Consider the following 15,335-nt stretch of genomic DNA (forward strand, 5'->3'; position numbering starts at 1 on the left):
TAAGTTGAAATGAGGTTTGTGGGGAGAAAAAGCATTTCGGGAAAACAAGGGCCGCCTGTCGTAAAAAAACAGAAAGCAGGCAGTCAAATGGAATCAGCATCTCCCCATAAGAAAAAGCCGGTTGCTAATAAAAAAAACAACGCCGCCTCATTATCGGATGCCCCCCTGTCTGAACCGGCACGCCAGCCCGGCAGGCCCATTTCGGCCGGGACGGAGCTCACCCCATCTGCCAACCTGTTTCCTGTAGTGGGTATTGGCGCTTCAGCAGGTGGATTGGATGCATTTAAAAAACTGCTGAAAGCTATCCCCGAAAATTCAGGAATGGCTTATGTGCTGGTGCAGCATTTAAACCCCAGCCACGAAAGCCTGCTGCCGGAACTGCTGCAAAAGGTTACCACTACGCCCGTTTTGGAAATTACAGATGACATTAAAGTAGAACCCGATCATATTTATATTATCCCCAGCAATAAAATGCTGATCGCAAATGATGGCAAACTGGAACTGAGCCCCCGTCCTGCAAAAAGCGCGACAAACAAAAATCAACTCAATCTGCCGATTGACCTTTTCTTTGCCTCACTGGCGGAAGTGCATCAAAGCCATGCCATTGGTGTAGTATTATCGGGTACTGCCAGTGATGGTACACATGGATTAAAAGCGATCAAAGATCATGGTGGCATTACCATAGCCCAGGATCAGGCATCAGCGGCGTATAACAGCATGCCCAATAGTGCGGTGCGGGCAGGCGTGGTTGATTTTATTCTTCCGCCTGAACAGATACCACAAAAATTGATGGAGATCACCCGCCGCATCAATGGAAATAATAACGAACAAACCATTTCGCAAACAGATGAAGAACTGTTCAAACAAATACTTTCTTTATTGCGTATCCGCAAAGCAATCGATTTTACTTACTACAAACAAACCACTATCCGCAGGCGCATACTCCGCCGGATGCTGCTCAATAAAAACGATGATCTGGCTGAGTATCTACAATACTTAAGGGCAAATAAACCCGAACAGGATATGCTTTACCAGGACCTCCTGATTCCTGTTACCGGATTTTTCCGCGATGCCAAAACCTGGGACAATTTATACGAAACTGCTTTTCCAAAACTCATAAAAACCAAGCCTGTGGGGGAACCCATTCGTATATGGGTGGCAGGTTGCAGCACGGGCGAAGAAGCCTATTCCATGGCCATATGTATTAACGAATTTTTAGGCGATAAACAAGACAGGGTTCAAATATTCGCCAGCGATATAAGCGAGCAGGCCATTGCTAAAGCAAGATTGGGCATTTATACCAAAAGCGATGTGGAAGCAATAAGCCCGCAGCGGTTAAAAGAATTTTTTACCGAAAACAACGGCGGCTACCAGGTAAATAAGCGGGTAAGAGATACGTGTGTATTTGCCGTACATAATTTTTTAAAAGACCCGCCTTTTGGCAAAATGGATATTATTAGTTGCCGCAATGTGCTAATTTATATGGAGGCGTACCTGCAGAAAAAGGCGTTAACCACTTTTCATTATGCGCTGAACCCAAAAGGTTTTTTATTGCTGGGCAAATCGGAAACTGTAAGCAGTGTGGCAGAGCTGTTTACAAACGGCGCCCCTGGCGATAAAAAAGAAAAATTATTTACACGCAAGGAAGGAACCGGCAGGCTGATACCGGTGGTGAGCCGGCAAACCGAAGAGACCCTGGGCTACAGCAATGCAGCAGGCGGTAAAAACGAAATGAACCGCACCGATTTTCAAAAAACGGCTGATGATATTATACTAAGCAAATATACTCCTGCCGGTGTGGTAGTAAATGAGGCGATGGATATTGTTCATTTCCGGGGCAGCACCAGCCCCTGGTTAGAACAAGCCCCTGGTAAACCCAGTTTTAATGTAATAAAGATGGCAAAAAATGGGTTGGGTTTTGAGTTGCGTAATATGCTGCATAAAGTAAAAAAAGACAAGACCGCAGTTATAAAAGAAAATGTTCCGGTAAAAGTTAATGGCAGCCAGCGTATCATCAATATTGAAGCTATTCCATTGCTCAACCTGGCAGAGCCGCATTATTTGATATTGTTTCATGACAAGGCGGAGTTGAGAAGTGAGAAACCGGAAGTTGGAGGCCGGAAATCAACAGCCAAAAGAAAAAGTGACGAGAAAGATTTACAAATACAGCAATTAGAAAAAGAGCTGGCGCAGATGCGGGATGATATGCGCAGCATTACTGAAGACCAGGAAGCGGTAAACGAAGCGCTGCAAAGCGCCAATGAAGAACTGCTGAGCGGCAGCGAAGAACTGCAGAGCCTCAACGAGGAACTGGAAACCAGCAAGGAAGAACTGCAAAGCACCAATGAAGAACTAACGGTGGTAAACCAGGAACTGATAGCTTTGAACGAACAGGTAACTGCGGAAAGAAATTATTCCGAAGCCATTGTGAATACTGTTCGCGACTCGCTGCTGGTATTGGATAAGAACCTGCGGATAAAATTTGCCAACCGTAATTTTTATAAAACCTTCCTGGTAAATGAGCCGGAAACAGAAGGCGAATTACTGTATAACCTGGGCAACAAACAATGGAATATTCCCGAACTGCGCACCCTGCTGGAGGTGTTGCTTGCTGAAAAAGAAAATTTTTTTGACTATGAAGTCAGTCATTATTTTCAAAGTATAGGGCAGCGCACCATGCTGCTGAATGCCCGCGAAATAGTTAACGGAGATTCAACGGAGCGGCTGATACTGCTGGCTATTGAAGATATTACCGGACGTAAACAAGCGGAATATGAAAATTCGTTGCTGGGAACCATTGTAGATTCATCGGAAGATGCCATCATCAGTGAAACGCTGGGAGGCATTATTACAAGCTGGAATAAAGGGGCCGAAAAAATATTTGGCTATGGCCCCGCTGAAGCTATTGGAGAAAACATAAGGATGCTTATTCCGCCTGAAATAAAACAGGAAGAGAAAATGGTGATCAGTAAAATTAAGAAAGGACAAGCTGTGCTGCATTACGATACAGTACGGCTAAGTAAAGAGAGCAGGAGGATTAACATATCGCTTACCGTATCTCCCATAAAAAATAAAAAAGCCGAAATAACCGGTGCATCCATAATAGCGCGGGATATTACGGAACAAATAATTGCCCGAAAGCAAATTGAAAAAAGTGAAAAGCGCTATACAGATATGATAATGCAATCACAATTTGGTTTTGCAATGCTCAGGGGAAAAGACATGGTAGTGACCCTTGCCAATGATAGCGTAAAAGAAATGTGGGGAAAGGAGAAAAATAATATAGAAGGCAAACCCTTGCTGGAAGTGCTGCCCGAAATTAAAGACCAGGGCTTTCCTGCGCTGTTCAGTGAAGTGTTCACCACCGGCATTCCTTATTATGGCACGCAAGTACCTGCACGGTTATTACGCAGGGGTAAAATGGAAGATGTGTATTTCAACTTCGTTTATCAGCCCCACCGCGAAGCAGACGAAAGCATTTCCGGTATAAATATTATTGCTGTTGAAGTAACGGCAGAAGTGGAGATGAATAAAAAAATAAAAGAAAGCGAAGCCAATTTTCGCCAACTGGCTGAACTAATGCCCGATAAAGTAAGCAATGCCGATGCGCAGGGCAATATCATCTATTACAATCAGCACTGGCTTAACTATACAGGTTTTAATTTTGAAGAATTAAAAGACGGGGGCTGGAAAAAAATCATCTGGCCTGATGATTTGCCTGAATTTACTAAACGCTGGCAGCACTCCCTTGCAACGGGAGATGACTTTGAAATGGAGCTGCGCATAATAAATGCTAACGGTGAGCCCAAATGGCACCTGAGCCGTTCTGTAGCAATACGGGATGACAGCGCCAGCCTGCCAGACGTTAGCCCGGGCGGTTACACACGGGGACAGGGAAAAATAACAAAGTGGATAGCCACCACTACGGATATTGATGATCAAAAAATGAAAGAGCAGCAAAAAGATGAATTTATTGGGATAGCCAGTCATGAAATGAAAACACCGCTTACCACTGCAAAAGCCTATATACAATTGTTGCAGCAAAGTATGGAGCAAACCAATGACAAGCATTTGTTTTTTGCACAAAAAGCAAATGCATCCATTAATAGGTTAAATAACCTGATTGGAGAATTGTTAGACGTAAGTAAAATAAAACATGGAAAACTGGCACTTAATATTGCTCCATTTAATTTTAATGAAATGGTGGCTATGGCTATAGAAAGTGCGCAAATTGTATCCTCCTCGCATAGCATTGTACAATCGGGTGCAATAGATGAACCTGTTACCGGCGATAAAGAAAGACTGGAACAGGTAATTATTAATTTATTATCCAATGCTGCGAAATATTCTCCCCAAGCCGATAAAATATTTATTACTGTAGCAAAGGAGAACCAGGAAGTAAAAGTTGCAGTGAAAGACAGCGGCATTGGAATCCGGAAAGAAAATTTCAAAAAAATATTTGAGCGGTATTACCGGGAATCTAACTCACAATTCCAGGGGTTGGGCATAGGCCTATCAATTTGCTATGAAATTATTTTAAGGCATAAGGGTAAAATATGGGTACAAAGTGAGCCGGGAAAAGGCAGTACTTTTTATTTTACCATACCCATATCCATATAAGTTGTATAGCTTATTACGCATGAACCTACCTGTTTTTTCCCTTTCTCCGAACCGGTGTTTTGCAACGCCTGAATACCTGGTTTAAGCAATGAACTGCATGGGGTTTTCCGGCAAGTGTGACTACGCTATTTGCAGGCAGCGTTTTATTATTTACTTATTACTTTCTCCAATCTAAGAGAGGAAACAAACACCAAAGGGTCATTGATGAAATCAATACCCGGAACAATATGTGCTGCGTGAAAGGTTACCTGCTCCGTTTCCGATAGCTTTCCCCGGACCTAAAAGGGGAAATATTTCTACATTCCGGCAGTGAAACGCCCTGCTTTTCAAAGAGAAAAGCAGGGCGCTCTGTTTATCCTGTCGTTCAGGCAAATTATTTTCTATTGAAAATAGTATAAAAAAGGCTCACCTGTATAGTACTGTTCTTATAATCGGGGTTTACCCCTCCTCCAAAATCTATATCTCCTACTTTCGACAGGCCGGCTATATACCGGGCGCCAATACCCAACCCCATAGCGCTGTGATAGCCTATACCGGCTGCGAGCGCTGCGTCAAGGTTTTTAACATCGGTATTTACCCCGCTGATCTTATCGCTTACCTTGAGCCCAAACTGTGGTCCGGCTTCAATATACAGGCCGCCCCGGGGGCTTTGAAGTTTTAGCATAACCGGTAATGTGGCATAGGTTGTCTTAAAATTTTCCTTTTGTGTTGAGCTTTTTAGTTTAGCACCCTGTGATGATACCAGTAATTCGGGCTGAATGGAAAAGACGGAACCAAATCTTAGATTTACAAATGCGCCTGCATGAAATCCCGCCATGGTATTGGTTTTTACATCCTGGTAATCACTGCCGCGGAAGTTGCTGATATTAACACCCCCTTTAAGGCCTAACTGAAAATTTTGAGAAAAAGCCGGAGCGCTTAACAGTAGTGCTGCTGCAATGGATAACGTTACATACTTCATAGTTTCAAATTATTGATTATTCTATAATATTCAATTATGCTGCCAATAATGTAATATGAAATGTTATTTGTTTTTTATGCAGTGACTTTGATAATCCCTTACATCCGGCATCTTTCTTAACAGGTAAACCGGGTTTTGAAATCTTTACTGTTATTCTGTATTGTTCGGTAAGTGTATGTAATATAATATGATCTTCTCACCCGGCGTTTCCGGAAAGATTTTTATAAAATATTTTTTGCTTAAACAACATGCATTTATCATCAAACCGGTGAAGCTGCTGCTGATTCTGCAGCTACGTATAACGTTGTATGGCGGCGATTAAATCATTTATTTCGAAAGGCTTTGATATATAGCCATCGGCCCCGCACTTCTCGCTGATAGCTTTAATATTAGCACTTGCGGAAACAACAACCACAGGTATATGCCTGGTATGAATATTTTGTTTAAACTGCCTGCAGATATCCGAGCCATCTGCCCCCGACATCCAGAGGTCAATCAATATCAGATCAGGTGCTTTTTCAGAAATGCTGTTTACGTTTTCTGCATGGGCAGATGTGTACACCTGGTATCCTTTACATTCCAATACCATCCTTATGGAATCAAGGATATCCTTATCATCATCCAGAATAAAAATTCTTTTTCCTGCCATTGGTTTACGCTTTCTGCCCTGCAAGGCCTGCTGAAGATACGGAATTTGTTTTTTCAGGTACACATAGTTTTAATATAACCCTATGTTTTTCTATAACCCTATTGTGCCTGTGCGTTGAAGATAACAAACACATGAGATATATGGTACATCCAAAACGCAGGTTAATTATTTTATCCCTTTTGCAAGTGCCTTATTACCCGGCACAATAATAGTGCTACAACATTTGTTTACTGGTAGCAAATAGATATTATGTTAGCATATATTCATTATGCATTAATTGCCGGAACAGCAGATGAGGCGGGTGATAAACTGTATGATCTTTTTTGCAACAGGCAGGTTTAATATGGCTATAATGGCGCAGGATCATGAAGGATTGAGTTTTATAACCGGGTAATTAGAGCAACAATACGGGATTAAAGTGATCACTATTTCCTGGGATATCTTACTGGTTAAAAATATTTTTGAACCTTATGAAAAAAATAGTAGTTACTGACGATGACCCCGGCATCCGCGACATCTTTAAAATGATTTTTGAAACGGCAGGCTACCAGGTGCAGGTAATAGCCAATGGCGATGATCTGCTGAATAATGTATACGACCTGCCAAACCTTTTTTTACTGGATAAGCAGTTATCCGGTGTGGATGGTACTGACATTTGCCGTTACCTGAAGCAGCAGGAAACAACTGCTCATATACCGGTTATTATGATTTCAGCTAATCCGCAAATCGATAAGCTGTCTGCAGCAGCAGGTGCGGATGCCTATATTGAAAAACCTTTTGAAATAAAGTACCTGCTTGAAATGGTTGAGCGGTATATCTGAAAAAGAAATAAAAAACGCCCACCACATACCCGCTTAAAAAAAGTCGGATTCCTTCGCCTTTAAATAACCATGGGGCTGTACCGGCATTTGTACCTTAGGATATAAAGGAAGAACAGGTTTCGTTTGTTTACTTTCAGCAGGCTGTTCGCCGCGGGGATAAACCTTTACTATTTTTGAAGCAGGCAGATAGGGTTGCATTGTCTTTTTTTTAACTTTCACCATAGCATACCATTACCTTCCGGGTAGCGCAAAGTATATGCCACAGGTTTGCCGTTTGGATATGTTTAACTTAAATACCTGCTTTTTATTTAAACAATGCTTCATACAAAAAATCTGCAGCAAACTGTCCCGCTCCCTGCCAGCGTACTTTGGTTGCTTTATTGGTCCATAAGGGGTTGAAATGTTTTTGAAGTTCATGGGCATAGCCTTCATATACTTTTAAACGGTTGGGAATATGCAGGGTATCTGCACGCCGGTGAATAATAAAACTTCCATATATGCCTTTACCCGGTTTATCAGCGGGTACAATCCTGTCTTTACTGCCATGCACGCTTACAATGGGCACACTGGCATTTTTTAACCAACTGGTATCGAACATGCCTCCCCAAAAGTTTACTACAGCGGCAATATGCCCGGGGTTAAACGCAGGGGGCGCAGGAGAAACGGCGGGCTGATTGGTTTGCTTCATTAAGGAGGTATTACTGTAAACAGATTGCAGGGCCATCATACCCCCGGCCGAATTACCGGCCAATATAATGCGGCTGGTATCAATTTTATACAAGGCATGATTTTTTTCGAAAAAGGAAACCGCTTCGTTAATATCTTCTATAGCATCCGAACAGGCATTTACCAAAGCATTGAAATCTGATAAAGTATTTTTTTTACTTAACCTGTAATTCACTGCAGCACAAACATATCCCCGTTCCGCGAAGCGCCTGCACCATAGCGGTGTTCCTCTTGAACTTTTATTACCAAATTTAAACCCGCCTCCGTGTATCCACAGGATTAGCGGACGGCTGGTGCTGGTATCGTTTCCGGGCTGGTACAAATCGAACAGGTAATATTTCTCTTTTACCCCTGCCGGCGGATTGGGTTGATACATAATGTTCTTATTCACTGTAACAGCCGTAAAAACAAGGTCTTTGTAACGGGTGCCTGGCAACTGCTGGCCATAGAGCGGCAGGGTGATACATGTTAATATACAACCGGGGATGAATAGACGAAGCATGACTAAAGTTAGGCCTCAATGAGCAAAAAAGAGATGGACTGTCGGCAAAATAACAGAAATGATCAGTTCATCAGGCGGCAATACCATTTCATACATACTGTTATAGGAGCCGGTGAATGTCTCTTATATTTTTGTACTAATATATTTTATTAACCCTTAATGTTATTGTTATGCGTACAATCGTTTTTGTTATTACGCTCCTGTGCCCGGGGTTTACCGCTATTATTATAAGTTGTAATGCCCGGGGTGCTGCCGAATTAACGCATCCGGCAATCACCAAAGACAGTCTTATAAAACGGGGCGCTTACTTAGTAGCGGTAATGGGTTGCGATGACTGTCATTCGCCCAAAAGAATGGGAGATCATGGGCCCGAAGTGATCCCGGAACGAAGGCTTTCCGGGTACCAGCAAGATTTGCCTTTGGCAACAGTGAATGGCGATGAAATAAAAAAAGGATGGGTTCTTTTCAGCCCCGATCTTACAGCGGCCGCCGGGCCATGGGGCGTTTCATTTGCTGCCAATCTTACCAGTGACCTCACCGGCATTGGTAGCTGGACGGCCGCACAGTTTAAAAAAGCCCTTCGCGAAGGAAAATTTAAGGGGTTGGATAATACCAGGCCCTTATTACCGCCAATGCCCTGGCCCAATTTCGCGCAGTTAACCGATACAGACCTGGAAGCCGTATATACTTTTCTGCAGTCTACGAAACCCGTAAAAAATATTGTGCCGGCGCCGCGGCAATGGGCAGCTACAAAATAATTGTTTATACAATTCATACGGCTTTTTACTCAATTCATACACCTGTGCTTTCCATTCATTTTGTAAAAACCGGTGAAACGCGGAAAAGTTGCTAATTTGTAAAAGCAATATGAATATCCGATTACCACAATATACCACCAGGGATTACAGTGTAATGTTTTGGGTAACCGTTCCTTTTATATGCATTGTAAACAGCGCCATTTTTGGCAGCCGGTTTTTTTCAGAATGGAAAGTGTTCGTGGTGGCTACAATAATAGGCTGGACAGGGTTATGCATTGATTTTATAGTATGTGGTTTTGTAGCGGTTGCATTAAAGAAACGGCTGCCGGCGGGGCGGCAGGTAAGTAAAAGGCTAACCCTTATGATCCTTGTGTTCTGGCTGCTTACCGGTCTTTTTTTGTATACGCTTTTCAGGTTGTACGAAAAAATTGAGCTGCTGGATTATACTTTTAACGAAAAGGCTTTTGTATGGTGCTGTATTGGTTTGGGTATCCTTAATGTGTTCCTTACTTTTTTAATGGAAGGAGTGGCACGTTATGATAGCTGGAAGGGAAGTATAGAGGAAACGGAAAAACTGTCGAAAGCATATAACCAAAGCCGGTTGCTGGGTTTAAAAAGCCAGGTTAACCCCCATTTTTTGTTCAACAGCCTCAATTCTCTTTCAAGCCTGATCAGTGAGGATGGGGAAGCGGCGGAAAAATTCCTTGATGAAATGAGCAAGGTATACCGGTATATGCTGCGTAATGAAGATGATCAGTTAATAACATTGGAAGCGGAGCTGAAGTTTATGGAATCGTATTATTTTTTATTGAGTGCGCGGTATGGCAACGCTTTACAGTTAATAATAAACATTGAGGAAGAGGATAAGTTAAAATACCTGCCTCCGCTAACATTGCAGGTGATTATTGAAAACGCGTTTACCCGGAATATGGTAAGCAAAAACGCGCCGCTTCATATCCTTGTCAGGTCAATAGGGAATGATATGCTGGAGATTAAAAATAATGTTCAGCCAAAAAAAATAACAGCGGAAATGAATCATGAAGCGGGGCTTGATAACCTCGTACACAAGTACCGTTTACTGGCTCAGCTTCCCGTAATCATTGAAGAAACCCCTGCGGAAAGGAATATAAAATTACCGCTGATCATTAAAAAAACGGAGGTAGCGGCATGAGCAGGTGGATGAAACCTACGGTTTTGCAGGTGTATTCCTTTAGCATGTCTATGCCGCTGATAGATTTTGTACTTAATTATATTATGTATGATGAGCGGGTTTTTAAAGATATTAAGGTTTGGCTGATCTCATTTCCGTTTATATTTATTTTAGGCTTCCTTTCCTGGTCGGGCCATGTTGCTATTGGCAACGCGGTAAGAAAACGGTATCCCGGGCTTGAACAATCAAGATTAAGGATCATCCTTTTAGCCCTTGTTATTGTTCCCTTCATGTCTTTATCTATAGTGCTGATATTTTTATTGTATAATCAGTTGAGCGTGCTGGGGTACCAACTGTCCGAAAGTGATCTGAAGGCCGGCCTGCTGGTGGGCTTTAGCGTAAACCTGATTTTTGAAACGCTTTTTGAAGCAGATTATGCATTGGGAAAATATAAAGAGAGCGTGGAAGATAAAAACAGCATAAGGGAACTCGCCGTTCAGCAGGAGTTTGACTCGCTTAAAAGCCAGGTTAACCCGCACTTTCTTTTTAACTGCTTCAATACGTTATCATCGCTGATCACCGAAGACAGGCAAAAAGCGGAAAGCTTTCTGAATGAACTCAGTAAAGTATACCGTTACTTACTCAGAAACAATGAAGACGGGCTGAGCACGGTAGAAAATGAAGTGAAGTTCATTCAGTCGTATTACCGGTTGTTACGTACCCGCCACGGAGAAGCAGTGCAACTGAACATGGAAATTGATAAACGGTATAACCCTTATTTACTGCCTTCTTTAACGTTGCAGCTTCTTGTGGAAAACGTGGTGAAGCACAATGCCTTGTCTAAAAACTATCCTGTGGTAATTGATATTTTTACCACTGCGGGTAATAAGCTGGTGGTGAATAATAATCTCAGGCACCGGGTAGTAAAAATTAAGGGAACCAGGGTTGGGCTTGATAATATCAGGGCCAAATACAAATTGCTCAGCAAAGAAGGCTTCCAGGTAATGTCTGACGAAAGGAATTTTACGGTGATACTTCCCCTGATATGGAGCAACGCCATTGAAAATAAAACCTTAAACGCTAATAAAATAAAACCACAGTAATATGAAAATTCTCATTGTAGAAGATGAAGACCTGGCAGTAAAAAAGCTGAAAAAAGTATTGCTGGGGCTCGGTGTTTCGTATGAAATAACCGGCGTAACAGATAGCATTACATCCACCGCGGAATGGCTCGGGGAAAATGAAACGCCCGACCTGATCCTGATGGATATAGAGCTGGCAGATGGCCAGAGTTTTGAACTGTTCAATATAGCAGAAGTAAGGAGCCCTGTTATATTCACCACTTCCTACGATGAATACGCATTAAAGGCTTTTAAGGTTAACAGCGTGGATTATTTGCTCAAACCCATACAGAAAGAAGAGTTGCAGGCGGCCTTGGATAAGTACGAAAAACTAAAATCTTCCTATAACGGTAAAGCAGGCGATACAAATATTAGTATGGACAACCTTGTAAAAGAGCTGCAACGCAAATTCCAGCCCAAAGAATACCGTAAGCGGTTTTTGGTAAAGCAGGCGCAGAAATTAGTTAGCATTGATGTGGAAGACATTGCCTATTTCTACAGTGACGGACGGTTGAATTTTTTTAAAACCGGCGACAATAAAAAGTTTGTTGTGGATTACACTATGGATGACCTGGAAGACATGCTGGATACAGAAAAATATTTCCGGATCAGCCGTTCCTTTTATGTGTCCATCGGTTGTATAGACCAGATACATGATTATTTCGGCAACCGCTTAATCCTGCACCTCTCACCCGGTGTAGATAAAGAAGCGATTGTAAGCCGCGAAAAAGTAACTGATTTTAAAAAATGGATGGGTAAATAATTATTCATTGGCCCTGATCTTCAGAATAACTAAAGAATAGGTTTTGTCGAAGTGTATCTTCATTGCGGCATGCGTTTCCTCCATCCGCTTGCTGAGCGCCGGCAGATGTAAAAGGCTATCAAGTTGTTGTATATCGCATTCCGCATTGTCGAACTGGATGGCACAGATAATATGCATTTTCTCCAGCCCGAAATGTATCCGGGTGTTTTGAGCGCCCCACTGAACAATCGTATGGATCACTTCCCTGAACAACAGAAAAAACTCAATGCGGCGTTTCATGTTCAGTTCTAATCGCTTTATTTTCTTATCAACCAGCACATCAATTTGTGTAGAGTACCTGTTTTTTAAAGCATCGGTATACTCCATTGTGCGGTCTATGATTTTTCGCATACTGTCGTTATCCGGATCAATGCCCCAGAGCATATCATCCATCGCTATAATCATATGATGACTTTTTGCGTGTATCTGTTCCAGGTATTCCATTGATTTTACAGGATCTTTGCTTGCTTTCAGTTTGGCTATCTCACTCAGTATATTAATATTGTTTAAGGCTGTATTTACTTCTTCATGCAGGTTGTCTGCAATGTCGCTCCGCATCTTTTGCATACTTTCCTTTCTTTTCATTCGCTCTTTATCGAGCCAGTATATAATGCCGCCCGCCAGCAACGCCAGTATACAATAAAACAGCCAGGTTTGCCAGAAAGGGGAATGTACAACAATCTTAAGCCGGGTGGCTTTGGGGCTTAACAGTTCACCGGCGCTTTCTGCTATAACATTAAACGTATAGCTGCCGGGGGGAAGATAATTATAAACCGCTTCATTTACTTCGCTTGCTTTTTTCCACTCCGCGTCAATGTTTTCCAGTTTATAGTAATACGATAATTTATTCCTGTTAAAATAGCTCAGCGAGGAAAAGCCGATAGTAATGGAATTTTGTGAAGGAGAGAATTCAATGCTGCCGAGCTGCAGTAATGAATCAACGGAAAGGGGCCTGTTAAGCAGCTTGAACCCGGTAATAGAAACGTTGGCCGGGGGCGAATTGGTTTGTATGGCATCCGGATTAAAAACGAGAAAATCGTTTGATGTACCAAATAACATTCTGCCATCGGGTAAATAGTGCGCAGCAATATCAAAGTTATCATTGGCAATGCCATCAAGCCGGTCGTAGCGGGTAAAGGTCTTTTTTTCCAAGTTCATCCTGCATAAGCCGCTTAATAAGCCAATCCATAAATAGCCATTCCTGTCTTTCAGTATACTGGTTGCCGATTCAGAAGGCAAACCGTCCCATGCGGTAATATAGCTGATGGTGTTGGAGCGGGTATTGTAAATGTTCAGCGCTCCTGTCAGGAAGATCATTATACTGTCGTTATACTCCAGCGCTGTTATAGCATCATTGTTTAACAGCTTTTTTAATGGTGGACCGCCGGTAGTAATATGTTCAACAATGCTGTCGTTCGCAGGGTTTATTTTGTAAACGCCTTCCGTTGCCGTACATATCCATATAAACCCTTTGGAGTCTGCTGTAATGCCCTGGATTTTAATATCGGGAATATGGCTGATCCTGGAAAAGCCGTTTTCAAAGTTTTTTTTACCGGCGCCTGGTGTCCATTTAAACACACCGGCACTATGCGTACCCAGCCATATATTTCCCTGCCGGTCTTCCAGAACCTGCCTGATCGTGCGTCCGCCGAATATTTGCGGATGGTATTTTTTTACGCTTTGGGCTAACTGGTCGTACAGCATTACTACCGAAGGCTGCCCTACCATCCATATCGTTTTCTTATCCCGCAGGGTACACATATCCCATATGGAATATGTACGGAGCGAATCCATTCCTTTGATATGAAAAGGAGCCGGGTTCAGGCTGCTGTCGTACAGGTATAAGCCATCTCCCCATGTACCGGTTAACAGGCTGCCCGTGTTAGTAGCGGCAAAAGATAGTAAGGCGCCGCGTCCTTCACGCCCGCTCGCCCGGTTAATATGCTTGATGCTGTTAAAAAACTGCCCCGAAGGGTTGAATACATATAGTCCGTTATTATCCGTAGCCACCCAAATATTTTGTTCCCGGTCTTCAAACAGGCATTTCACCCTTTCATAACTAATTCCCTGGTCATTTACATACCCGTTGTAAACCTGTTGGAATTTTTTCTGCGATGCATTATATCTCACAAAAATGTTCAGTCCCGCCAGCCATATAGTTCCGTCTTTTTGCTGAAGCATGCAGGAGGGTTCAAAATAGTTTTTAACTAAGGGAACCAGGTTGTAATCTTTAAAAACCATTTTTTGTGTATGCAGGTCGTAGCAATAAACCAGCCCCCATTCCCTGTTATAAGGCCAGCCTAAAAACCACAGGCGTCTTTGGGCGTCTACGCCGTAATTACTTAATCCCGAAACATGCCCGAATTGTTCAATAAAAGGTTCCTTACCGGCATTGTGCCCCCTGTAGCTAAGCTGTCGTGTAACCTTATTATAAACTGCCATTCCTGAATCTGTTGCTATCCAGTATTTTTTTCCTACCGAATCTTCAATAACATTGCTCACCTTCCAGTTCAGGTTAATTGGCAAATCAAATGGGTTGTGCACTGCGGCAAATTCATTTTTTTTCCTGTTTAAGGTAAGCACTTCTTTATGGTCTATGATATAAAAAAGATTGCCTTCGCTGTCTTCTAATAATTTCCTTATAGCGCTGAGATTGCGCCGGTCGGCCAGCCTGATCTGTGCTTCTTCAAAAAAGAAGCGGCGCGTATCGAATCGGCCAACCTTGCCATTATTCAACAAAACCCAAAGCTGCTGCTCCCTGTCTATATGCAACTGGTAAATATAATTGTCCGGCAGCGAGCTGGTGTCGCCGGGATTGTGGCGGAAGGTAATAAACCGGGTGCCATCAAAGCGTTGCAGGCCGTTGATGGTACCTATCCACATATAACCCTGTTCGTCCTGCACAACGCTTTGCGTATTATAGCTGGCCAATCCGTCTTTTACAGTGTAGTGGGTAAATGCGTACAACCTGCTGTCCTGCGCAGGCAGGTTTTGCAGGAAACCTGAAAAGCAAAAGAGAAGCCAGTATACTTTCCGCAAGTATGGGAATTTTAATAGAGGTCAAATGTATATAATACCCGCTTAAAATTGAAATGTCTTACGCGTAAAAATTTAAGGGCTAAATGCCCGAATTCCGGCAGGTCAGCGCAAACAGGTGCCGGTTTGTTCGCCATTTATAGCAGTTCATTCAGTAAGCGCTTTCTCCTTTCCGTAATCCAAATGAAA

General features: G+C 42.6%; 11 protein-coding genes. 6 read left to right on the forward strand and 5 right to left on the reverse strand.

What is annotated here, in order from left to right; genetic code table 11:
• Positions 1-9: 9 nt before the first annotated feature.
• A complete protein-coding gene (locus VL121_RS09570) occupies positions 10-4,620 on the forward strand; it encodes a chemotaxis protein CheB (protein ID WP_325404596.1) in 4,611 nt (1,536 codons plus the stop codon).
• Positions 4,621-4,993: 373 nt separating this feature from the next.
• Here VL121_RS09570 and VL121_RS09575 read toward each other — a convergent pair whose 3' ends face one another.
• Together VL121_RS09575 and VL121_RS09580 are read right to left on the reverse strand one after the other, a co-directional pair.
• Entirely contained in the window at positions 4,994-5,581 is a 588-nt protein-coding gene (locus VL121_RS09575; RefSeq protein ID WP_325404598.1) for a porin family protein, read from the reverse strand.
• 292 nt (positions 5,582-5,873) lie between these two features.
• Positions 5,874-6,230, reverse strand: a complete 357-nt coding sequence (locus VL121_RS09580; protein ID WP_325404600.1) for a response regulator — start codon at positions 6,228-6,230, stop codon at positions 5,874-5,876.
• A gap of 470 nt (positions 6,231-6,700) precedes the next feature.
• Here VL121_RS09580 and VL121_RS09585 point away from each other — a divergent pair, with 470 nt between their 5' ends.
• On the forward strand, positions 6,701-7,051 hold the full coding sequence (locus VL121_RS09585; protein ID WP_325404602.1) for a response regulator: 351 nt from the start codon (positions 6,701-6,703) through the stop codon (positions 7,049-7,051).
• 33 nt (positions 7,052-7,084) lie between these two features.
• On the opposite strand, the gene VL121_RS09590 is transcribed toward VL121_RS09585, so the two are convergent.
• Together VL121_RS09590 and VL121_RS09595 are read right to left on the reverse strand one after the other, a co-directional pair.
• The gene (locus tag VL121_RS09590; RefSeq protein WP_325404604.1) at positions 7,085-7,249 is read right to left on the reverse strand and encodes a hypothetical protein; all 165 of its coding nucleotides are present in this window, start codon (positions 7,247-7,249) and stop codon (positions 7,085-7,087) included.
• Between the two features lie 106 nt (positions 7,250-7,355).
• The gene (locus VL121_RS09595) at positions 7,356-8,279 is read right to left on the reverse strand and encodes an alpha/beta hydrolase (protein ID WP_325404606.1); all 924 of its coding nucleotides are present in this window, start codon (positions 8,277-8,279) and stop codon (positions 7,356-7,358) included.
• A 170-nt stretch (positions 8,280-8,449) separates the two neighbouring features.
• On the opposite strand from VL121_RS09595, the gene VL121_RS09600 reads away from it, so the two are divergent.
• The 4 genes from VL121_RS09600 (at position 8,450) to VL121_RS09615 (ending at position 12,071) form a co-directional block, all read left to right on the forward strand.
• Entirely contained in the window at positions 8,450-9,037 is a 588-nt protein-coding gene (locus tag VL121_RS09600) for a c-type cytochrome (protein ID WP_325404608.1), read from the forward strand.
• 109 nt (positions 9,038-9,146) lie between these two features.
• Complete coding sequence (locus tag VL121_RS09605) at positions 9,147-10,208, forward strand: sensor histidine kinase (protein ID WP_325404610.1); 1,062 nt, start codon at positions 9,147-9,149, stop codon at positions 10,206-10,208.
• Positions 10,205-11,290: a sensor histidine kinase gene (locus tag VL121_RS09610; protein ID WP_325404612.1), complete on the forward strand. Its 1,086-nt coding sequence runs from the start codon at positions 10,205-10,207 to the stop codon at positions 11,288-11,290. The genes VL121_RS09605 and VL121_RS09610 overlap by 4 nt, the downstream gene beginning before the upstream one ends.
• 1 nt (position 11,291) lies before the next feature.
• On the forward strand, positions 11,292-12,071 hold the full coding sequence (locus VL121_RS09615; RefSeq protein WP_325404613.1) for a LytR/AlgR family response regulator transcription factor: 780 nt from the start codon (positions 11,292-11,294) through the stop codon (positions 12,069-12,071).
• Here the strand turns inward: VL121_RS09615 and VL121_RS09620 are convergent, their stop codons facing one another.
• The gene (locus tag VL121_RS09620) at positions 12,072-15,149 is read right to left on the reverse strand and encodes a ligand-binding sensor domain-containing protein (RefSeq protein WP_325404615.1); all 3,078 of its coding nucleotides are present in this window, start codon (positions 15,147-15,149) and stop codon (positions 12,072-12,074) included.
• Positions 15,150-15,335 lie beyond the last annotated feature (186 nt).

The organism is Agriterribacter sp. (genome assembly GCF_035497235.1).
Lineage (GTDB): Bacteria > Bacteroidota > Bacteroidia > Chitinophagales > Chitinophagaceae > Agriterribacter.

Excerpts from the sequence above, each read along its gene's own strand:
- VL121_RS09600 (WP_325404608.1), top strand. The coding sequence starts at position 8,450 with ATGCGTACAATCGTTTTTGTTATTACGCTCCTGTGCCCGGGGTTTACC.
- VL121_RS09590 (WP_325404604.1), bottom strand. The coding sequence starts at position 7,249 with ATGCAACCCTATCTGCCTGCTTCAAAAATAGTAAAGGTTTATCCCCGC.
- VL121_RS09605 (WP_325404610.1), top strand. The coding sequence starts at position 9,147 with ATGAATATCCGATTACCACAATATACCACCAGGGATTACAGTGTAATG.
- VL121_RS09585 (WP_325404602.1), top strand. The coding sequence starts at position 6,701 with ATGAAAAAAATAGTAGTTACTGACGATGACCCCGGCATCCGCGACATC.
- VL121_RS09610 (WP_325404612.1), top strand. The coding sequence starts at position 10,205 with ATGAGCAGGTGGATGAAACCTACGGTTTTGCAGGTGTATTCCTTTAGC.
- VL121_RS09595 (WP_325404606.1), bottom strand. The coding sequence starts at position 8,279 with ATGCTTCGTCTATTCATCCCCGGTTGTATATTAACATGTATCACCCTG.
- VL121_RS09570 (WP_325404596.1), top strand. The coding sequence starts at position 10 with ATGAGGTTTGTGGGGAGAAAAAGCATTTCGGGAAAACAAGGGCCGCCT.
- VL121_RS09575 (WP_325404598.1), bottom strand. The coding sequence starts at position 5,581 with ATGAAGTATGTAACGTTATCCATTGCAGCAGCACTACTGTTAAGCGCT.
- VL121_RS09615 (WP_325404613.1), top strand. The coding sequence starts at position 11,292 with ATGAAAATTCTCATTGTAGAAGATGAAGACCTGGCAGTAAAAAAGCTG.
- VL121_RS09580 (WP_325404600.1), bottom strand. The coding sequence starts at position 6,230 with ATGGCAGGAAAAAGAATTTTTATTCTGGATGATGATAAGGATATCCTT.